General features: G+C 64.8%; 16 protein-coding genes and 1 pseudogene. 10 read left to right on the top strand and 7 right to left on the bottom strand.

Features of this window, described 5'->3' with window-relative positions; genetic code table 11:
• Window positions 1-270: 270 nt before the first annotated feature.
• Window positions 271-1,206 carry a LysR family transcriptional regulator gene (locus U8L64_RS06030; protein ID WP_333394823.1) on the bottom strand — a complete coding sequence of 312 codons (936 nt, stop codon included), beginning with the start codon at window positions 1,204-1,206 and terminating at the stop codon, window positions 271-273.
• A gap of 173 nt (window positions 1,207-1,379) precedes the next feature.
• Between U8L64_RS06030 and U8L64_RS06035 the strand changes: the two genes are divergently transcribed.
• Together U8L64_RS06035 and U8L64_RS06040 are read left to right on the top strand one after the other, a co-directional pair.
• A complete protein-coding gene (locus tag U8L64_RS06035) occupies window positions 1,380-1,778 on the top strand; it encodes a YkvA family protein (protein WP_333394825.1) in 399 nt (132 codons plus the stop codon).
• Between the two features lie 15 nt (window positions 1,779-1,793).
• The gene (locus U8L64_RS06040; protein ID WP_054094752.1) at window positions 1,794-2,126 is read left to right on the top strand and encodes a YnfA family protein; all 333 of its coding nucleotides are present in this window, start codon (window positions 1,794-1,796) and stop codon (window positions 2,124-2,126) included.
• A gap of 4 nt (window positions 2,127-2,130) precedes the next feature.
• On the opposite strand, the gene U8L64_RS06045 is transcribed toward U8L64_RS06040, so the two are convergent.
• Genes U8L64_RS06045 through U8L64_RS06060 form a run of 4 tightly spaced genes read right to left on the bottom strand, consistent with a single transcriptional unit; the run spans window position 2,131 to window position 6,743 of the window.
• Window positions 2,131-3,585 (bottom strand): efflux transporter outer membrane subunit, encoded by a 1,455-nt coding sequence (locus U8L64_RS06045; protein ID WP_333394828.1) that lies wholly within the window; start codon window positions 3,583-3,585, stop codon window positions 2,131-2,133.
• Window positions 3,582-4,484, bottom strand: a complete 903-nt coding sequence (locus tag U8L64_RS06050; RefSeq protein ID WP_333394830.1) for an HlyD family secretion protein — start codon at window positions 4,482-4,484, stop codon at window positions 3,582-3,584. Before U8L64_RS06050 ends, U8L64_RS06045 begins: the two co-directional genes overlap by 4 nt.
• A gap of 4 nt (window positions 4,485-4,488) precedes the next feature.
• Window positions 4,489-4,692 (bottom strand): DUF1656 domain-containing protein, encoded by a 204-nt coding sequence (locus U8L64_RS06055; RefSeq protein WP_043296772.1) that lies wholly within the window; start codon window positions 4,690-4,692, stop codon window positions 4,489-4,491.
• Window positions 4,689-6,743 (bottom strand): FUSC family protein, encoded by a 2,055-nt coding sequence (locus U8L64_RS06060; RefSeq protein WP_333394833.1) that lies wholly within the window; start codon window positions 6,741-6,743, stop codon window positions 4,689-4,691. The genes U8L64_RS06055 and U8L64_RS06060 overlap by 4 nt, the downstream gene beginning before the upstream one ends.
• Window positions 6,744-6,925: 182 nt before the next feature.
• Between U8L64_RS06060 and U8L64_RS06065 the strand changes: the two genes are divergently transcribed.
• Together U8L64_RS06065 and U8L64_RS06070 are read left to right on the top strand one after the other, a co-directional pair.
• Entirely contained in the window at window positions 6,926-7,813 is an 888-nt protein-coding gene (locus tag U8L64_RS06065) for a helix-turn-helix domain-containing protein (protein WP_333394835.1), read from the top strand.
• 310 nt (window positions 7,814-8,123) lie between these two features.
• A complete protein-coding gene (locus U8L64_RS06070; RefSeq protein WP_333394992.1) occupies window positions 8,124-8,627 on the top strand; it encodes a copper chaperone PCu(A)C in 504 nt (167 codons plus the stop codon).
• 58 nt (window positions 8,628-8,685) lie between these two features.
• Here the strand turns inward: U8L64_RS06070 and gorA are convergent, their stop codons facing one another.
• A complete protein-coding gene (gorA, locus tag U8L64_RS06075) occupies window positions 8,686-10,044 on the bottom strand; it encodes a glutathione-disulfide reductase (RefSeq protein ID WP_156714450.1) in 1,359 nt (452 codons plus the stop codon).
• Window positions 10,045-10,116: 72 nt separating this feature from the next.
• Here gorA and U8L64_RS06080 point away from each other — a divergent pair, with 72 nt between their 5' ends.
• A complete protein-coding gene (locus tag U8L64_RS06080) occupies window positions 10,117-10,539 on the top strand; it encodes a VOC family protein (RefSeq protein WP_333394838.1) in 423 nt (140 codons plus the stop codon).
• Between the two features lie 60 nt (window positions 10,540-10,599).
• Here U8L64_RS06080 and galU read toward each other — a convergent pair whose 3' ends face one another.
• The gene (galU, locus tag U8L64_RS06085) at window positions 10,600-11,436 is read right to left on the bottom strand and encodes a UTP--glucose-1-phosphate uridylyltransferase GalU (protein ID WP_043296762.1); all 837 of its coding nucleotides are present in this window, start codon (window positions 11,434-11,436) and stop codon (window positions 10,600-10,602) included.
• Window positions 11,437-12,603: 1,167 nt separating this feature from the next.
• Between galU and U8L64_RS20290 the strand changes: the two are divergent.
• The 5 genes and pseudogenes from U8L64_RS20290 to U8L64_RS06105 form a co-directional block, all read left to right on the top strand.
• Window positions 12,604-12,756: pseudogene (locus tag U8L64_RS20290) on the top strand (HAMP domain-containing protein); the annotation flags it as partial.
• A gap of 132 nt (window positions 12,757-12,888) precedes the next feature.
• Window positions 12,889-13,617: a methyl-accepting chemotaxis protein gene (locus U8L64_RS20295; RefSeq protein ID WP_442965269.1), complete on the top strand. Its 729-nt coding sequence runs from the start codon at window positions 12,889-12,891 to the stop codon at window positions 13,615-13,617.
• A gap of 194 nt (window positions 13,618-13,811) precedes the next feature.
• Window positions 13,812-15,200 (top strand): oxygen-independent coproporphyrinogen III oxidase, encoded by a 1,389-nt coding sequence (gene hemN / locus U8L64_RS06095; RefSeq protein WP_043296758.1) that lies wholly within the window; start codon window positions 13,812-13,814, stop codon window positions 15,198-15,200.
• 133 nt (window positions 15,201-15,333) lie between these two features.
• A complete protein-coding gene (locus U8L64_RS06100) occupies window positions 15,334-16,977 on the top strand; it encodes a VRR-NUC domain-containing protein (RefSeq protein ID WP_333394844.1) in 1,644 nt (547 codons plus the stop codon).
• On the top strand, window positions 16,974-19,235 hold the full coding sequence (locus U8L64_RS06105) for an ATP-dependent DNA helicase (RefSeq protein ID WP_333394846.1): 2,262 nt from the start codon (window positions 16,974-16,976) through the stop codon (window positions 19,233-19,235). The genes U8L64_RS06100 and U8L64_RS06105 overlap by 4 nt, the downstream gene beginning before the upstream one ends.
• The last annotated feature ends 5 nt before the right edge of the window (window positions 19,236-19,240 follow it).

Below are 19,240 nucleotides of genomic sequence, written 5' to 3' on the forward strand. Positions count from 1 at the left end.
TCGAACCTCTAACGATGTGTCTGGCGGTCGACAGGGCCAAGCCGGGTACCGCCCGAAGCCGGCTCACGTCTGAGGTGCGCCAGCGCAATAAACAGGGCCGCAACGAGGAGAGCGGCCCGAAAGGGGCAATGACCGCGGGAGCGAAGGAGCACTCGATCGGGCGGTCTAGCGGTGCAGGGAAACCGCTGTTGCCACTGACGCAGAATACGCCGCGTCGTATCGGTTAAAAACGCCGCACACCGTCATAGACCTTTACCTGATCAGCAACAATCACGCCCAATAGTTGGGGTTCTGAATGATCTGGTGATAGCTATGGAATGCCTTGGGCAGCTCCAGCTTGAGGAAGTCCAGCCAGGTCTTGATCTTCGCATCGAGAAACCGTCGTGACGGATACAGCGCGTAAATGTGCTTGCACTGCAAGCGGAAGCCCGGCAACAGGCGCACCAGCGTGCCGCGCTGCAGCGCCGGCGCTGCCACGTAGTCGGGCAGCAGGCAGATGCCCATGCCGGCCTCGGCGGCGCTGGCCATCGCCTCGGCGACGTTGACCTTGAAGGTGTCGCCCGGATGGATCAGGTGCACAGCGTCGCCGTCGTTGAATTCCCAGGCATCGGCAAACACCGGATCGACCAGACGCAGGCAACGATGCTGCTGCAGCTCCTGCGGGGTCGCCGGAGTGCCGTGCTGCCTGAGGTAGCTGGGCGCGGCGCAGACCAGGTTGAACACGGAGCCGAGGTTCTGCGCGATCAGTTCGGAATCCGGCAGTTCGCGCGAAAGCGTGATGACCACGTCGAGGCTTTCGCCCAGCAGATCCGGCTGGCGCTGCGAGAGCATCAGCTCCAGGTTCACCTCGGGATACTGCTCGCTGTAGCGGCTGGCCAGCGTGGCCAGCATCTGGATGCCGAGCCCGGTGGTCGAATGCACGCGTAACCGTCCGCGTGGCGTCAGGTGGGCGCCGCTGGCCTCCAGCCGGGCCTGCTCGAGCTGGGCGAGAATCTGTCGACTCTGCTCCAGGAAGCGCTCGCCCACTTCGGTCAGCGCCAGACGGCGAGTGGTGCGATGCAGCAGGCGCGCCTGCAATTGGCTCTCCAGCTCGGCGACCTGACGCGAGACCTGCGCCGTGGACGTCGCCGACTGCAGCGCCGCCGCGGTGAAGCTGCCGGCGTCGACTACCCGAACGAACGCCCGCATGGCTTGCAGCATATCCATCGATCATTACCCCCTGGCCCAACTGATGCGTGAATGGTGCCTGTATCGAATGAAGGGAAGAAGCGTTGTTTCGTTCTGCGCAAGTATCGCCACCATTTCCCCTGTCGGCGCTTGACGCGCGCCCGACACCGCGCAGACTAGCCGCCTGCATTGGTTACCAGGACGCTTCGCTGATGATGCTCGACGATCTCCGCCGCCGGGCCAGGCTGCTCAAGCACCAGGTGATGGTGCTCTGGTTCGCTTGCCGGCATCCGCGCACGCCGTGCTTGCCCAAGCTGATCGCCCTGTGCGTGGTGGCTTATGCGCTCAGCCCCATCGACCTGATTCCCGACTTCATCCCGCTATTGGGCTATCTGGACGACCTGCTGCTCCTGCCGCTCGGGATCTGGCTGGCGCTGCGCCTGATGCCCGCGGCGTTGCTGGATGAGTGCCGCCAGCAGGCACTGGCCTGGGAGGCGCAACAGACGCCAAGGCCCGTCAACCGGATCGCGGCGGGCGTGATTGTGCTCGTCTGGCTGGGGCTGCTCGCCTGGCTCTGGCATTCCTACATGGCCAGCCCGGCCGGCCTTTGAACAAGGAACAACTCGATGGAACTGTTACGTCTGGTGGGCCTGTTTGCCCTGACCGCGCTGGCGGAAATTCTCGGCTGCTACTTGCCCTGGCTGGTCCTGAAGCAGGGCAGGAGTGCGCTGCTGCTGGTGCCGGCCGCGCTTTCGCTGGCGTTGTTCGCCTGGCTGCTGACGCTGCACCCGACGGCGGCCGGGCGTACCTATGCCGCATACGGCGGCATGTACATCGCGGTTGCGCTGCTCTGGCTGCGGCTGGTCGACGGCATCGCGCTGACGCGCTGGGATATCGCCGGTGCCACCATCGCGCTGGTCGGCATGGCGATCATCGCGTTGCAGCCGACCGCGCACTGAGCGCTCAATGCGTGGCGGCCACGCCCGGCTCGGCGCCAGCGGCGGTCGTCCAGCCACCACCCAGGGCGAGGAACAGATCGACCTGATCCTGTGACAACCGGGCCTCGGACGCGGCGAGCGTGGCTTCGCTGGCGGCCAGTGTTCGCTCGGCGTCCAGACTGTCGAGGTAGGCAAGCCGGCCCTCCTGATACAGCGTGCGACTGTACTCGGCGGCTGCCTTGGCCGCATCGCGCGACTGGCGCAGGGCGCGGTTGCGCTGCAGATCGTCGGCGTAGCGGGCAAGCAGCGTCTGGGTTTCACGCAGCGCGTCGAGCACCACGCCATCGAAGCGGGCGAGCGCGGCGTCGGCACCGGCCTCGGTGGCACGCACGCGGGCACGGTCGACCTGGGTCGGGAAGTGCCAGGCGATATGCGGACCGAACGCCCAGCGCCGGGTGATCGGATCGCCCAGGTGCTCGAGCATGCCGGTGTAGCCCGCGCTGGCGCCGAGGCTGACTTCGGGGTACATCATCGCGGTCGCCACACCGATATCGGCGGTGGCGGCGGCCAGTTGCCGTTCGGCGGCGCGAATGTCCGGGCGACGCTTGAGCAGAGCTGCACCATCGCCCACCGGAATCGGCTGGCTCAGCTGTGGCGCATGCGTGCAGGCGGCAACCGTCGGTGGCAGGTCGCCGGGCGTGCGGCCGAGCAGGGCGGCCAGGCGGTAGAGCGCGGCTGCCTTCTTCGTCTCGAACGGCGGCAGCTCGGCGCGTAGCGCCTCGGTCTGGGCGCGGGCGCGGGCGACGTCGATCTGATTGCCGCGCCCACCGGCGAACAGCCGCTCGGCGACGTCGAGCTGACGTTGCTGGATATCCAGCGACTGCCCGGCGATGTGCAGTTCCTCGGTGGCATGACAGGCTTCGACGTAATCGCGTACGACCTGCGCCACCACCGTGATGCGCGCGGTATCCAGCGCGGCCTGGCTGGACTGGGCACTGGCGGCGGCCGATTCGGTGGCGCGCTGCAGCTTGCCGAACAGGTCGAGCTGATAGCCGACGGTCAGCCCGGCGTCCGCGAGGTTCATCACCGGCAGCTTTTCATGCAGTGCCAGCGCTTCGCTGGACAGCTGGCCGCGTGCGAGCGAGCCGCTGCCGCCGATCTCGACCTCCTGCGCATGATGCGCCATCTGGTAGCCCTCGTAGGCACGCCGCAGGTTGTGGTACGCCAGGCGCACGTCGCGGTTGCCGTCCAGTGCCGCGTGCACCAGTTGGTCGAGCAGCGGGTCGTCGTACAGTCGCCACCAGTCGTCGGGCAGGGTGCTTGCGCTGACGGCGGCATTGTCGGCGAGGTCGAAGGATTGCTTCGCCTTTTCCTGCTTGATGACCGCCTCGTCAGGCACCTGGTAATCCGGGCCGACGGCCGAGCAGGCCGACAGCAGGGCGATCAGCGCGAGCGACGCGCAGCGCGACGTGCGGCTCATGGCTTCACCGGCTGCGCATCCGTGGCGGCGGGCCAAGGCAGCACCGAGAGCGTCGCCGTGCGGCCGATGACCATGCGGATGTCGGTCTGCTGGCCCTCGTCCAGCACCACCCGCACCGGGATGCGCTGGGCCAGGCGGACCCAGTTGAAGCTCGGGTCGATGTTGGGCAGCAGCGAATTGCCGCGTGCGCGATCGCGGTCCTCGATGCCCGCGGCAATGCTCTGCACATGGCCCTGCAGGTGCTGCGACTCGCCCATGATGTGGATGTCCACCGGCTGGCCGATGGCAATGGCGTGCAGCTTGGTTTCCTCGAAGTAGCCCTCGACGCGCAGGGAGTCGGTGTCAACGATCGACAAGACAGGTGTGCCGGTTTTCACGTAGTCGCCGACGCGCATGGTCTGGTCGCTGAGATAGCCGTCCACCGGGCTCAGCACGCGGGTGCGCTTGAGGTCCAGTCGTGCCACGCCGAGCGCGGCTTCGGCGGTGGCCAGTGCGGCTTCGGCACGCTTGACCTGGGTGTCGCCAATCTCGACGGTTTCGGCGGCAATGAGGTCCTTGAGCACGCGGTTGCGCCTGGCTTCGCGACGCGCCTGGTCGAGCTGCGCGCGGCGCTCCAATACATTGGCCTCGGCTTCGTCGACGGCCAGTTCGAAGCGTGCCTGGTCGATGACGAACAGCACTTGGCCGCGGCTGACCTTCTGGTTGTCACGTACGTGCAGCTCGGTCACCAGCCCGGAAACGTCCGGCGCGACCTGGATGATGTCGGCGTGAACGTGGCCGTCGCGCGTCCAGGGCGCTTCCATGTAGTAGTCCCACAGGTGCAGGCTGACGATAACTGCGGCGCTCACGGCCAGCAGGGTGAGCAGCACCGAGCCGATGGCGGGTATCCAGTTCTTCACGCATTCACATCCTGGGTACGAGGTTGAACAGGGCGCCGAGCACGAGGATGTACAGGGCGAGATTGAACAGCGGCGGGTGCCAGACCCAGCGGTAAAAGCCCAGCCGCCGCAGTACCGCGGCGATCACGCTCTTCGCGCCGTAGGCGGCCAGCATCGCCACCAGCAACACCGGCACGTAGACGCCGTAGACATTCAGATGACCGGTCATGCGAAGGCTCCGGCAAGTTCCGCCGCGGACGGCGGCGGTCGCATCGGCACGCTGGCCGGTGCGTGGGGAAACAACGCCAGGCGCAGGCCGTGCAGTGCCTGTGCGGCCTTGCGGGCGATGCGCGTGGGATCGTCCTGCAGCAGCCGCAGCGTGCTCTCCAGGGCCTGCAGCAATTCTTCGGCGGGCGGCAGCTGGCGATGCGCACGGGCGCAGGCGAGGAAGTGTTCGCGGAGCTGCTGCAGCACCATTTGCACCTGCTGTTCTTTGCCTCGCGTCAGGTGCAGCTCGCGCAGCTCCAGCAGCCGGAAGCACACGCGCAGCTCGCGCGTGGCATCGTTCAGCGCCTGACCGTCGTCGCCCAGCTGGGTGAGGCGCGGCAGCAGCTGCGCGGTGCGATCGACGAAGCTCGAGGCGACCGTCGCGTAATCCCGCTTGCGGCGCGTCACGGCCAGCTCGGCCAGGCTCAGCCAGCCATGCCGTTCCAGCCGGCGCGCCGCCCAGAACGTGCCGAACGGCCGACTCAGGCGCGCCCAGACCAGCGCGAAGATCACGCCGAGCGCGGTCGACAATGCGATGTCGGCGAACAGCTGGAAGTCCGCGCGATAGCTGTCCTGAATGGTGATATTGGAGATCGTCTGCACGGCCACCAGGATCACCGTGCCGGCATGTTGCGGGCGGCCGGCGAGGGTTCCCAGCAACAGCAGCGGCACGGCGAGGAGGGTGGCCAGGCTGCCGAAGTCGTGCACGTTGGGCATCAGCGCGAACAAATAGATGCCCGCCGCGACGGAGGAAAACAACGTGGCGATCAGAAACGAGCGGATGAACGGGGCCGGATTGTCCTGACTGGCGAAGAAGCATCCAGCGACCGCGGCGATGAAGACGCCGCTGTAGCCGTACTCCCAGCCGGAAACGAACCACAGCATGCAAAGACAGAAGATCGACAGGGCAACCGACGCGGCGGAGAACGCCAGCAGACCGTAATCGTAGTGGCGCGGACCGCCGATCAGCTGCTGCACGTGGTAGCGCAGTGCCGGCGCCGCATCGGCGTGGCCGTCGCGAAACTGCCGGTGCAGATCGAGACAATCCTGCCAGAGATCGACCAGCGCGCGCAGCTGACGCAGGCCGCTGTCGATCGCCAACGCGCGGGCCGGATGGGTATCGCAGAGCCAGGCGGCCAGTTGCTGGGCGCGCTCGCGCAGCTGTTCGGCGCTCCCGTCCGGCGCATCGCCCTGAATCCACCGATCGACATCCTGCAGGTATTCCTCCAGTTCCGGCAGCAGGCCATGCAGTTCGTCCTGCAGGCGGTGCAAGGCGTCCGCCGCGGAAATCAGCTGCGGCATCAGCATCGCCATGCGTGCACGAAACTCGCGTGCGTGCGTCGCCGACAGATGACTGCTGCTGTCGTAGCTCAGGTGATTGATCATGCCGTCCAGGCCCATCACATCGACCAGCAGCGCGTTTAGCGCACGCTGATCGGCCTCGCCGAGGTGCCGCGCATTGAGCATGCGGCTGACCGCTGCACGACCATCCTGCAGCAGCACGCCCATCTTCGCGCCGAGCGTGGTGGCGATGCGGCTGGGAAACAGCACGGCATTGACCACGCTGGCGCAGACGATCCCCAGCAGGATCTCCTCGGAGCGCGCCAGTGCGACATCGAAGATCGTCGACGGGTGGTTGACCTCAGCCAGGCTGACCAGCGGCACCGTGTAGGCGGCCAGCATGAAGATGTAGCTGCGCGGCGAGCGGTCCAGCAGCGACAGAAAGAGCAGGGCGCCGATCCACAGCGAGATCACCAGGCTCAGCATCACCGGTTGCTGGGCGAACATCGGCAGCAGCACGACAGACGCCGCAGCACCGAGCAAGGTGCCCAGCGCCCGGTAGATCGCCTTGGAACGCGTCGCGCCGGAGAGCGGATGCGAGACGACATACACCGAGGCCATCGCCCAGTACGGGTTGTCCAGCGGAATCGCCAGGGCAATGTAGAGCGCGAGCAGGGCAGCAATCAGCGCTTTGGCCGAAAACAGCCATTCACGCCAGGTGGGCATGTTCATAGCAAGTCTGTTCTGAAGAAGCGTGCGCCGGGAGGAGGTGACAGGGCGCTACGCGAGCACACAAGAAGTTACATTTAACGCGAATTCGCTATGACAAATAGAACAAGCACTAGGACAATTACGACCTATCGAGGCGTCCGCCACCACCGCAAAAGCCCGTCTTGCCTCGCCGGATCACGACAATGACCAAACGCATACCCAACTACGCGCTGTACGGTCAGGCTGCCTTGCCGAGCTGGCAGAACCTGCTGCATCTGGAGTGGATCAGCACGCGAGGCGAGTCGCATCAGCGCGAAATTCGCCCGCATCAACACGATTCGTTGTTGCAGATCGTCTACGTGCGTCGGGGGCACGGCGAGGTTTCGCTGGAGAACAGCCGCATGGCGTTTCAGGCACCATGCCTGATCCTGTTGCCGCAACGCACGGTGCATGCGTTCCGCTACAGCGCCGAGACCGATGGCCCGGTCATTACGGTGGCACAGCGGCCGCTCGAGTCGACGGCGCGCATTCTTTCCGCCGATCTGCTGGCATTCCTGCAGCGTCCGGTGGTTGTGGCATTGCCGTGGCCAGCCGATGGCAGCGAGCCGATCTGGCCGCTGTTCGAGCTGATCGAGGCCGAAGCCGACAGCCAGGCGCCCGGAAGCGTGGCCGCCGGGCAGGCGTTGCTGGCTGCATTGCTGCTGCGCATCACGCGGCTTGAGCGCCCGGCACCGACTCCCATCCAGACCCGCGGGCGCCGCTCGGCCATGTTGGGGCGGTTTCGCGAGTTGGTCGATGCGCATTACCGTCAGCAGTGGTCGCTCGGTCACTATGCCGAGGCGCTCGGCGTCACGGTTGCCACGCTGGGGCGTGCCTGCCGCGAACAATTCGGCGAATCACCGAGCGCAATCGTCAGTGCACGCATCGTCCGCGAAGCGCAACGGCAACTGGCGTACACCAGCCTTGATATCCAACAGATCGCTCGCGACCTGGGCTTTGCCGATGCGGCGTACTTCAGTCGGTTCTTCCGCAAACAGTCCGGCCTCAAACCTAGCGAGTTCCGCGCCGCATTCCGTGATGCGCAGTCGTGACGGGCAGAAAGTGGACACGAAGAGACTCAGCATCGCGCTGGATAGCGCGCTGACGCTGTTGTCCCGCCTACAGTCGATATCTATTAGTTCTCATAATCTATATTATGTTAAATAGGATATTTATCTCCATGCTGTCACCTTGCAGGAATCCTTGGTAGCCCACAACGATACTGAGTCACCGCTAGCCATCCTCCGCCCTTTGATCCTCATCAACGTTAGATGCCGGCCCATGACGCTGTCCGCTGCACTGCCTCGTGGCGTGCAACTGTGCGTGTTATGTTGCGGCGTCCATTTCACCGGGAGTCTTTCCATGCTGCTTCGCCTATTGACCGCGATCTGTCTGAGTGCGTTTTGCCTGGCTGCTAACGCCCAGGAGCATCATCATTCATCATCTGCACCAGCTCAGGCCGCAACCGTTTCGGTAAGCCAGGCCTGGTCGCGTGCCATGCCGCCGAGCGCCGCTAACGGTGCGGTTTATTTCGTGCTGGACAATGCGGGCGATCGGGATGATCGGCTGAACGCCGCGCACACGTTGCGCGCGGAGAAAGCCGAGCTGCACACCCATGTGCACGAAGGCGACATGATGCGCATGCAACAGGTGGATTCCGTAGCCGTTCCGGCTGGCGAAACGGTCCGTTTTCAACCCAGCGGCAACCACGTGATGCTGTTCGGTCTGAAGCAACCGTTGGCGGCTGGCGAGCGCTTCGAGCTGACGCTCGAGTTTGAACATGCCGGCCAAATCACCACCGATGTCGATATTCTCGATGAAGCACCGGCCGCGCCGCCGGCTGCCAACCCGCACATGCATCACTGATCGAGTATCGTCGGTCGGGCGCCAGATCGGCGCCCTCCTTTCCTGTGGCTTCGCCCGTTCAGATCGACGCAGGCGTGCGCATGGTGACGAACTCTTCCGCCGCCGTGGGATGAATGCCCACGGTTTCGTCGAATACCCGCTTCGTCGCCCCGGCCTTAAGGGCAACGGCCAGCCCCTGCATGATTTCGCCGGCATCGGGTCCAGCCATGTGGCAACCCAGCACGCGATCGGTTTCGGCATCGACCACCAGCTTCATCAGGCTGCGTTCCAGGCTGTCGGTCATGGTCAGTTTCATCGGACGGAAGCGACTCTCGAAGACGGTGACCTTGCGGCCCTGCTTGCGCGCCTCCTCTTCGGTTAGGCCGACAGTCGCCATGTTCGGCAGGCTGAATACCGCAGTCGGGATGCAGGTGTAGTCCACCGGACGATAATCTTCCGGTTTGAACAAGCGACGCGCCACCGCCATGCCTTCGGCAAGCGCGACTGGTGTCAGCTGCACGCGGCCAATGACGTCGCCGATGGCGAGGATCGATGGAATCGACGTGCGGAACTCGTCGTCGACGGCGATGAAACCGCGCTCGTCCAGCGCCACCTCGAGCGTGTCGAGCCCCAGTCCCTCGAGCATCGGCCGGCGGCCGGTGGCGTAGAAAATGCAATCCGCTTCCAGCGTCCGGCCGTCCTTGAGTGTCGCCAGCAGGCTGCCGTCCGTTTGCCGATCGATGCGGGCGATATCCGCGTTGAACTGTAGATCGACGCCCTTCTTGATCAGTTCGTCCTTCAGATGATCGCGCAGCGAGCCGTCGAAGCCGCGCAGGAACAACTCGCCGCGATACAGCAGCGAGGTTTGTGCGCCGCAGCCGTGAAAGATCGAAGCGAACTCCACCGCGATGTAGCCGCCACCGACGACCAGTACGCGCCGCGGCAGCGCCTCCAGATAGAAGGCCTCGTTGGAGGTGATGGCGTGCTCGCGCCCGGGAATGTCCGGCACCTGCGGCCAGCCGCCGGTGGCGATCAGGATGTGTTCGGCGCTGTAGTGCTTGCCGTCCACCTCGACGGTGTGCGCGTCGACCAGGCGCGCATGCGCTTGCAGCAGGGTCACACCGCTGTCGACCAGCAGGTTGTGATAGATGCCGTTGAGGCGCTGGATTTCGCGGTTCTTGTTGGCGATCAGCGACGTCCAGTCGAAGCTCGCGCCCTCGACCGTCCAGCCGTAACCCTGTGCCTGGGCGATGTCTTCGGCGTAGTGCGCGCCGTAGACCAGCAGTTTCTTCGGCACGCAGCCGACGTTGACGCAGGTGCCTCCCAGATAGCGGCTCTCGGCCACGGCAACCCGTGCGCCGAAGCCCGCCGCGAAGCGCGCTGCGCGCACACCGCCGGAGCCGGCGCCGATGACGAATAGATCGAAGTCGTAAGCCATGAGATGTTGTCTCCTTCTAGAGCGGGACAGCATACCCCAGCCATCGCGCACCCATCAGCGGAGGAGTGACGCATGCCCCCTACCCTTACCCACATCGCCCTGCATGTGCCGGATCTGGACGCCTGCATCGATTTCTACTCGCGTTTCTGTGGCATGCACGTATTCCACCAACGCGCGGGCAAGGGCTCGCGCATCGTCTGGATGGCCGAGCCCGGAAAGGAGCGCGAGTTCATCTTCGTGATCATGCCGGGTGGACACGACCGCGCGCTGGCGGGCGATGACTACAGCCATTTCGGCTTCGCCCTGGACAGCCGCGCCGCGGTCGATGCGATTGCCGACGAGGCGCGTGCGGCTGGTTGTCTGATCTGGGAACCGCGCGATGAACCCTATCCGGTCGGCTATTACTGCGGCCTGCGCGATCCTGCGGGCAACTATGTGGAATTCAGCTACGGCCAGCCGCTCGGTTCCGGTGCGCAGGAATTGCCGGCGCCCTGAAAAACGAATGGGCCACCCGAAGGTGGCCCATTTCGTCCGGCGGCGCGTCGCGTTCTGCGATCAGAACTTGCCGCTCAGGTAGAAGTGCTCGTAGCAGTAGTTGGTCGCGGCGATGTAGCCCTCGGCGCTACCGCAGTCGAAACGCTGGCCCTTGAACTTGTAGGCCAGCACGCAACCGTCCTGCGCCTGCTTCATCAGCGCGTCGGTGATCTGGATCTCGCCGCCCTTGCCCGGCTCGGTCTGCTCGATCAGCGCGAAGATGTCCGGTGTCAGGATGTAGCGGCCGATGATCGCCAGGTTGGACGGCGCGTCCTCGGGCTTGGGCTTCTCGACCATGTGGCTGACGCGGAAGATGTCGTCGCGGATCATTTCGCCGGCAATCACACCGTACTTGCTGGTTTCCTCCGGCGGCACTTCCTGGATCGCCACGATCGAGCAGCGGAACTGGTTGTACAGCTTGACCATCTGCGCCAGGACCGGATCGCCGCCGAGGTTGATGCACAGGTCGTCGGCCAGCACCACGGCGAACGGCTCGTCGCCGATCAGCGGACGGCCGCTGAGGATGGCGTGGCCGAGGCCTTTCATTTCAATCTGGCGGGTGTAGGAGAACGTGCATTCGTCGATCAGGCGGCGGATACCGACCAGATACTTCTCCTTGTCGGTGTTGCGAATCTGGTGTTCGAGCTCATAGCTGATATCGAAGTGGTCTTCCAGCGAGCGCTTGCCGCGTCCGGTCACCATCGCGATTTCGGTCAGGCCCGCGGCCAGTGCCTCTTCGACCCCGTATTGGATCAGGGGCTTGTTCACCACCGGCAGCATTTCCTTGGGCATGGCTTTGGTTGCAGGTAGAAAACGCGTGCCATAGCCGGCAGCGGGAAAAAGGCATTTCTTGATCATGTGAGTCCTTGAAATAAAGGTTCCAGTTGATGCACTGCCTTGATAGATAGCAGCTGCCCTCGCGGGGTTCGCCGGAAGCCCGACGCAGAGGCTACGACCATGCAAATCACAGGGGGTTCGCCGGGCTGCGGCAAATCCGAAAGTGCGCCGACCTTGCAACCGCCGGGACTACGCGCAAGCCAACAAACAGTCCCGTTCAGCGGGCGCCACGCTAATGGCTATTGGCCCGTCTGTAAATGCTCTACAGCGGCCTCGTGATACAAAAAATCCTGCCCCGAACGAGACCGTCAAACCGCGTCGCAAACGGCCTGTTCCGGAAACCGCGCTTAGCTGATCCAGATCAGCGAACACGATGATTTCACTGAAGTTTGTCGTCCGAGTGACGTCAACCGTACGTATCGCAAATATCATATCGCCACTATCGTTGTTGCCCGGCGTGCAGGCCGCCATTTCCCTTTAAAGAACGCGGCTATTAGGCCGATAGCGAGTCTGCAGTCATTTGGCGCCCGCCTTGCCACCGCCTGGCATGTGCGTGCAGCAGTAGATCTAAGGACGAACATGACCAACTCCCCCGCTCCTCGACAACTGTCCGTACAGACCAAGATCAACCTGGCGCTGCTGCTCGTGCTGCTGCTGATCATGTCTGCCTCGCTCTACATCGCGGCCAGCGCCGAGAAGAACCTGGTCCTGCACGTGGTCGAACAGCAGACCAAGGATGCCGCCGACTCCTATTTCGACAGCATCAACACCATGATGCTGACTGGCACGATGGCCCAGCGCGACGTGCTGCGGCAGAAGATTCTCGCCCGTCCCGGTGTGATCGATGCGCGCATCGTGCGCGGCGATGCGGTCATCAAGACCTTCGGCGCCGGTTTTGACCATCAGGCGCCGGCGGATGCTTTGGATCGCAGTGCCCTGGCCGGCAAGGCGATCATGGAGGTCACCAAGCAGAACGGTCGTCGGGTGCTGACCGTGATCAACCCGATCCTGGCGCATGCCGATTATCGCGGCACCAACTGCCTGACCTGTCACCAGGTGGCCGAGAACACGGTGATGGGCGCCGTGCGCATCAGCTACGACCTCAAGGCGCTGGACGCCGAAGTCGAACGCAACATCTGGCTGCTCGGCGGCATCCAGCTGCTCCTGCTGCTGGCCGGCGTTGGCGTGATGATCTACACCGTGCGCCGCGTGATCATCAGCCGTATCCATGCCATGCGCCACACGATGGAAGCGATGACCCGCGACGAAGACCTGAGCCGCAGCGTGTCGATCGGTGCGCAGGACGAAATCGGCGCGATGGGCAACGCGTTCAACCGCATGATCGAGAAGTTCCGCCACAGTCTCGAAGCCGTGGCTGGTGTGACGCGCCAGCTGGGTGATGTTTCCGACCGGGTATCCCATGTCGCGGAAAAAACCCTCAGTGCGGTCATGGAGCAGCGCAGCGAGACCGACATGGTCGCCTCGGCGATGAACGAGATGAGCGCCACCGTGCAGGAAGTCGCGCGCAACGCCAACCAGACCGCTACTGCCTCCAACGACGCCGACCTCGAATCCAAATCCGGCGTGCGCGTGGCCAGTGAGGCGCTGGACGGTATCGACACGCTGATCCAGGACATCGAAAAGGCCGCCGTCGTCGTACGCCAGCTCGAAGCGGACAGCGCCAGCATCGATACCGTGGTGGGGGTAATCAACGGCATCGCCGAGCAGACCAACCTGCTGGCCCTGAACGCGGCCATCGAGGCCGCGCGGGCCGGCGAGCAGGGTCGCGGCTTCGCCGTGGTCGCCGACGAGGTGCGCACCCTCGCCTCGCGCACGCAGAAGTCCACCGAGGAAATCCAGCGCATGATCGAGCAGCTGCAACAGGGCGTGGGCAATGCCGTGCAGGCGATGATCGCCGCCCAGTCGCGCGCGCGCTCGGGTTCCGATTGCGTGGCCCGCGCGGCGCAGAGCCTCGGCGCCATCGCCGATGAAGTCGGCACGATCAACGAGATGAACACCCAGATCGCCACCGCTGCCGAGCAGCAGAGCGCGGTTGCCGAGGAGATCAACCGCAACATCACCAACATCAGCCGGATCGCCGACACCACCTCGGCCGATGCCACCCAGACCTCGCAGATCAGCGAGGAACTGGTGCGTCTGGCTGCCGAACTGAACCGTCTGGTCGGCCAGTTCAAGCTCTGAACGCTGAGGCGCGGGGCGCCCTGCCCTGCGCCGTGTCTGCGGCGGAAGCGTCGCGCCGGCGTTTGCCGCCATACTTCTTGATCGGAAACAGTCGGCTCGCGTGCGCGAATCGGCGATAATCCGCGCCAGCCTCTCGGCCGGACCGGCGCATGCCGCGGCCTTCCCCCCTTTCAACCCGCAAGGTGAAACCGAACATGGACCAAACGCCGAGCTTCAACCGCGCCCTGGTCGAGAAATATGACCGCCCGGGTCCGCGCTACACCTCGTATCCCACCGCGCCGCAGTTTCACCAAGCCTTCGCCGCCGACGACTACCGCAACGCCGCGCGCGCCAGCAACGAGGCGCCTACGCCCAAGGCCCTGTCGGTGTACATCCACATCCCGTTCTGCAAGAGCCTGTGCTACTACTGCGCCTGCAACAAGATCATCACCCACAAGACCGAGCGCGCCGTCGAGTATCTCGAATACCTCAAGCGCGAGATCGCCATGCAGGCCGCGCTGTTCGATCGCTCGCGCAAGCTGACCCAGCTGCACCTGGGCGGCGGCACGCCGACCTATTTCACCAGCGAGCAACTGGCCGACCTGATGGCGACGCTGCACCAGGCGTTCAACATGGACGACAGCGACGATCACGAGTTTTCGCTGGAAGTCGACCCGCGCACCGTCACCCCGGAGCAGATCCACACACTGCGCAAACTGGGCTTCAATCGCCTGAGCTTCGGCGTGCAGGACTTCGATGCCCGCGTGCAGGCCGCAGTCAACCGCATCCAGACCGAGGAGCAGACCCGCGAGCTGGTACAGGCCGCGCGTGATGCGCAGTTCAAGTCGGTCAGCGTCGATCTGATCTACGGCCTGCCGCTGCAGACCGTGGAAAGTTTCAACACCACGCTGAACAAGATCATCGACATCCGCCCGGATCGCATCGCTGCCTACAGCTACGCGCACCTGCCGGACCTGGTGCGCGCGCAGAAGCTGATCCGCCCAGAAGACATGCCGCCGCCCGAGCGCAAGCTGGAGCTGCTGGAGCTGACCATCCAGCGCCTGACCGCGGCTGGCTACGTCTACATCGGCATGGACCACTTCTCGCTGCCGGATGACGAACTGACCCTCGCACGCGCCAATGGCACGCTGCAGCGCAATTTTCAGGGCTATTCGACCCATGCCGACTGCGACCTGATCGGCCTCGGCATTTCCTCGATCGGCAAGGTCGGCGACAGCTACAGCCAGAACGTCAAGGAGCTTTCGCAGTACTACGCGCGTCTGAACGAGGGCATCCTGCCGGTGCAGCGCGGCTACCAGCTCAGCGCCGACGACCGCCTGCGCCGCGACGTGATCATCTCGCTGATGTGCCACGGTCGCATTGATTACGCGGCGATCGAGCGCAAGCATGGCATCCACTTCCGCGAATACTTCGCCGATTCGCTGGCCCAGCTGGCCGAGCATGTCGCCGATGGTCTGGTGGAGCTGCGTGACGACGCACTGATCCTGCTGCCGCAAGGGCAGCTGATGATGCGCAACGTCGCCATGGCCTTCGACGCCTACCTCGGCGGCGAGCAGCGCGGACGTTTCTCCCGCACCGTCTGAGCCCATCCACGGAGCGGGCTTTTGCCCGCTTCGTCTTTCCGCCGATCGTTCCGGCGTTGCCAAAACACGTCATAACTGGATAAATAGCCAGTCTTAAGCCGGGCGCTTCTCGCCCCGTGTGAGCAGACGTGCGATGCGCCAGCCTCTGGAAAACCCCTTCTATTACCTCGACAACTTCGAGCGCGTGCTTGCCTGGGTCGGTCAGCACCATGGCGATCTGTTGGACGAGGACGAGCGCGCCTTTCTGGACGCGCTCCCTCAGTTGCCGCGGCCTTCGCGTGCACTGCTGGTGCGCATGGTGATGCGCAAGGGTGAGCTGTTTCGCGCGAGCAAGCTGCGCTACGCCGAGATCGGCTGCGTCGTGCAGGCGAGCGAACCGCTGATCGCGCGCGGCTGGGTCGACCCGGAGCCGGCGTTGGGTCTAGAGCAGCTGTTTGCATTGCTCAAGAAGGATGAACTGTTACAGGTCTTCGATTCAGCCGCCGCCGGGCTGCGCAAAACTGAGCTGCTGGAGTGTCTGCGCGCCAGCCACGCCATCGCGCAGACGCTGCACCAATGGCACCCGGCGCTGGGTGACCGGATATTTGCCTTGCGCATCAGCGCATTCAGCGAACGCCTGCGGTTGATGTTTTTCGGCAACGCCCATCAGGATTGGTCGGAATTCGTCCTGGCCGATCTCGGCATCCATCGCTACGAGCAGGTGCCCTTCTCCCCCGCCTCACGGGCCTTCGCCAGTCGCGCGGAGGTGGATGCCTACCTGCACCTGCAGCGCTGCCGCGAACGCTTCGATGCCGGCGAGCCGCTGGCGGAGCTGCTCGCTGATGTCCCCGCGCAGCCCTTCGCCAATCCCTGGCTGGAGAGTCGGCGCGGCAAGTTGCTGCTGCGCATCGGTCAGCAGCTCGAACGCCAGGGCGAGCTCGGGCACGCGCTGCGCGTGCATGCGGGCAACAGCTATCCCGGGGCGCGCGAGCGGGCCATTCGCGTGCTCGAACGGTGCGGGCAGCCGGAGGCCGCGCTGACGCTGGCATTGCAAGCCGCTGCCGCACCGGAATCCGAGCACGATGCTCAGCAACTGGCGCGCATCCTGCCGCGCCTGCAGCGCAGTCTCGGTTTGCAGTCTGCAGCGCGCCGGCATTCGGCGACGATGGAGCGCATCGATTTGCTCCTGCCGCGTCCGACAAGTGCAGTCCGCGTGGAACAGGCCGTGCGTGCCCACCTGAGCACGGCCGATGCGCCCGTGCATTACGTGGAAAACACCCTGCTCGGTTCACTGTTCGGCCTGCTGTGCTGGGACGCGCTGTTCGCGCCGCTACCGGGCGCGTTCTTCCATCCATTCCATTGGGCGCCGGCGGACCTCGACCGCCCTGATTTCCATCAGCGTCGCGCCGAGCTGTTCGCCGGCTGCCTCGCTCACCTGGATGATGACGGCTATCGCGAGTGCATCCGACGCACCTTCAGCGCGAAGTACGGCATCCACAACGCCTTCGTCAGCTGGGGCATGCTCGACGAGGCGCTGCTGCAGCAGGCGCTGGACTGCCTGCCGGCAGCGCATCTCAAGCTGATCTTCCAGCGCATGCTCGCCGACATCGGCAGCAATCGCAGCGGCCTGCCGGATCTGATCCAGTTCTGGCCGGCGGAACGCCGCTACCGGATGATCGAGGTGAAAGGCCCCGGCGACCGCCTGCAGGACAACCAGCTGCGCTGGCTGGCCTTCGCCGATGAGCACGGCCTGCCGGTCAGCGTGTGCTACGTGCAGTGGGCGGAAAGCGCAGCGTGAGCTATCGGATTGCCGTGCGGGCGCTCTGCGAGTTCACCGCCAAACAGGGCGATCTGGACCTGCGCTTCACGCCCTCGCCCACCGCGCTGGAAGGCATCGCCGGTCACGCTCAGGTCACCGCCCGCCGGGGCGCGGGCTACGAGCGCGAAGTCGCCCTGGAAGGCACCTACGGTACGCTTACCGTGCGCGGCCGGGCCGATGGCTACGATCCGCAGCGCAACCGTCTGGAGGAGATCAAGACGTTCCGCGGCGACCTCTCCCGCCAGCCGGCCAACCATCGCCTGCTGCATTGGGCGCAAGCCAAGGTCTACGGCTGGCTGCTCTGCCAAACGCGGGGACTGGCGGAAATCGAGCTGGCGCTGGTGTATTTCGACGTGCTCAGCCAGAAGGAAACGCTGCTGATCGAACGCCATCGTGCTGACGAACTGCGCCAGTTCTTCGAGGCCCAGTGCATGCGCTTCCTCGCCTGGGCCGAGCAGGAACTGGCCCACCGCGCGCAGCGCGATCTGGCGCTGCACGCGCTGAAATTCCCCTATGGTGAATTCCGCCAGGGCCAGCGTCAGCTAGCCGAAGCGGCCTACAAGGCCGCCTGCACCGGCACCGTGCTGATGGCGCAGGCTCCGACTGGCATCGGCAAGACGCTGGGCACGCTGTTCCCGCTGCTCAAGGCGATGCCGGGCCAGCAGCTGGATAAGCTGTTCTTTCTCGCCGCCAAGACCTCAGGGCGACGCCTGGCGCTGGACGCACTGCAGACGTTGCAGCGCACTGGCGCGGACGAGGTGCGCGTGCTGGAGCTCATCGCCCGCGACAAGGCCTGCGAGCATCCGGACAAGGCCTGCCACGGCGAGTCCTGTCCGCTGGCGCGCGGCTTCTATGACCGGCTGCCGGTGGCGCGACAAGCCGCGCTGGCGCACCCGCAGCTGGATCAGACGACGCTGCGCGAGGTGGCGCTGGCGCACGATGTCTGTCCTTACTACCTCAGCCAGGAAATGGCGCGCTGGGCTGACGTGGTGATCGGCGATTACAACTACTACTTCGACGTCAGCGCGCTGCTCCACGGGCTGACGCTGACCAATCAGTGGCGTGCCTGCGTGCTGGTGGATGAAGCGCACAACCTCCTCGAGCGCGCTCGGAGCATGTACAGCGCCGAGTTGGATCAACGAGATTTCAAAGGCTTGCTGGCCAAAGCTCCTGCACAACTGCACAAGTCGCTCAGCCGTATTCAGCGCTGTTGGAACGAGCTGCACCGCGATCAGGCAGGCGAGTATCGCGTGCTGGCGGAACTGCCGCAAAAGCTGATCGGCGCGCTGCAACAGCTGGTCAGCGCCGTTACCGATTACCTGGGCGAGAACCCCACCGGCGTGGAAGCCGCCATACTCAACGCCTACTTCCAGGCCATGCATCTGTGCCGGATGGCTGAACTGTTCGGCGAGCACTCGCTGGTCGATTGCACATTGCTGCCCGCTGGTGGTTCGGCTCGCGGCAAGGCTTCGCGGTTGTGCCTACGCAATGTGATCCCGGCGCCGTTCCTCGCGCCGCGGCTGGCGCAGGCGCGCGCCTGCGTGCTGTTTTCCGCCACGCTCAGCCCGCGTCGGTTCTACGCCGACACCCTGGGGGTGCCGACCAGCAGTGTCTGGATCGACGTGGACTCGCCGTTTCGTGGTGAGCAGCTGCAGGTGCAACTGGCGCGGCATATCTCCACCCGCTACCAGGACCGCGAGCGTTCCCTGGCGCCGATCGTTGCGCTGCTGGTTGAGCAGTATCGTCGGCGGCCGGGCAATTACCTGGCGTTCTTCAGCAGCTTCGACTACCTGCAACAGGTCGCCGCGCTGCTCGCCGAATGCCATCCCGACGTGCCGATCTGGCAGCAAACCCGCGGCATGCAGGAGAGCGCCCGCGAGGCTTTTCTTGCGCGCTTCGAGGCGAACGGACGTGGTATCGGCTTCGCCGTGCTCGGCGGTGCGTTCGCCGAAGGCATCGACCTGCCGGGCAATCGGCTGATCGGCGCGTTCGTCGCGACCCTTGGTCTGCCACAGGTCAACCCGGTCAACGAACAGCTCAAAGCGCGTATGGAGGCGGTATTCGGCAACGGCTATGACTACACCTATCTCTACCCCGGCCTGCAGAAGGTGGTGCAGGCTGCCGGTCGAGTGATTCGCACCACCCAGGACGAAGGCGTCATCCACCTGATCGACGATCGTTTTGCCCGCACACAGGTACGCCGCCTGTTGCCGTCGTGGTGGGAAATCGGCAGATAAAGCTG

This window comes from Pseudomonas sp. FIP_A4 (genome assembly GCF_036701605.1).
In the GTDB taxonomy this organism is placed as follows: Bacteria; Pseudomonadota; Gammaproteobacteria; order Pseudomonadales; family Pseudomonadaceae; genus Stutzerimonas; species Stutzerimonas phenolilytica.

Bases quoted from the DNA above. Each gene is read 5' to 3' on its own strand.
- U8L64_RS20295 (WP_442965269.1), top strand. From the start codon at position 12,889: ATGGTCGCCTCGGCGATGAACGAGATGAGCGCCACCGTGCAGGAAGTC.
- gorA (WP_156714450.1), bottom strand. From the start codon at position 10,044: ATGGCTTACGACTTCGATCTATTCGTCATCGGCGCCGGCTCCGGCGGT.
- U8L64_RS06065 (WP_333394835.1), top strand. From the start codon at position 6,926: ATGACCAAACGCATACCCAACTACGCGCTGTACGGTCAGGCTGCCTTG.
- galU (WP_043296762.1), bottom strand. From the start codon at position 11,436: ATGATCAAGAAATGCCTTTTTCCCGCTGCCGGCTATGGCACGCGTTTT.
- U8L64_RS06100 (WP_333394844.1), top strand. From the start codon at position 15,334: ATGCGCCAGCCTCTGGAAAACCCCTTCTATTACCTCGACAACTTCGAG.
- U8L64_RS06055 (WP_043296772.1), bottom strand. From the start codon at position 4,692: ATGACCGGTCATCTGAATGTCTACGGCGTCTACGTGCCGGTGTTGCTG.
- U8L64_RS06035 (WP_333394825.1), top strand. From the start codon at position 1,380: ATGATGCTCGACGATCTCCGCCGCCGGGCCAGGCTGCTCAAGCACCAG.
- U8L64_RS06030 (WP_333394823.1), bottom strand. From the start codon at position 1,206: ATGGATATGCTGCAAGCCATGCGGGCGTTCGTTCGGGTAGTCGACGCC.
- U8L64_RS06045 (WP_333394828.1), bottom strand. From the start codon at position 3,585: ATGAGCCGCACGTCGCGCTGCGCGTCGCTCGCGCTGATCGCCCTGCTG.
- U8L64_RS06040 (WP_054094752.1), top strand. From the start codon at position 1,794: ATGGAACTGTTACGTCTGGTGGGCCTGTTTGCCCTGACCGCGCTGGCG.
- hemN (WP_043296758.1), top strand. From the start codon at position 13,812: ATGGACCAAACGCCGAGCTTCAACCGCGCCCTGGTCGAGAAATATGAC.
- U8L64_RS06060 (WP_333394833.1), bottom strand. From the start codon at position 6,743: ATGAACATGCCCACCTGGCGTGAATGGCTGTTTTCGGCCAAAGCGCTG.
- U8L64_RS06080 (WP_333394838.1), top strand. From the start codon at position 10,117: ATGCCCCCTACCCTTACCCACATCGCCCTGCATGTGCCGGATCTGGAC.
- U8L64_RS06070 (WP_333394992.1), top strand. From the start codon at position 8,124: ATGCTGCTTCGCCTATTGACCGCGATCTGTCTGAGTGCGTTTTGCCTG.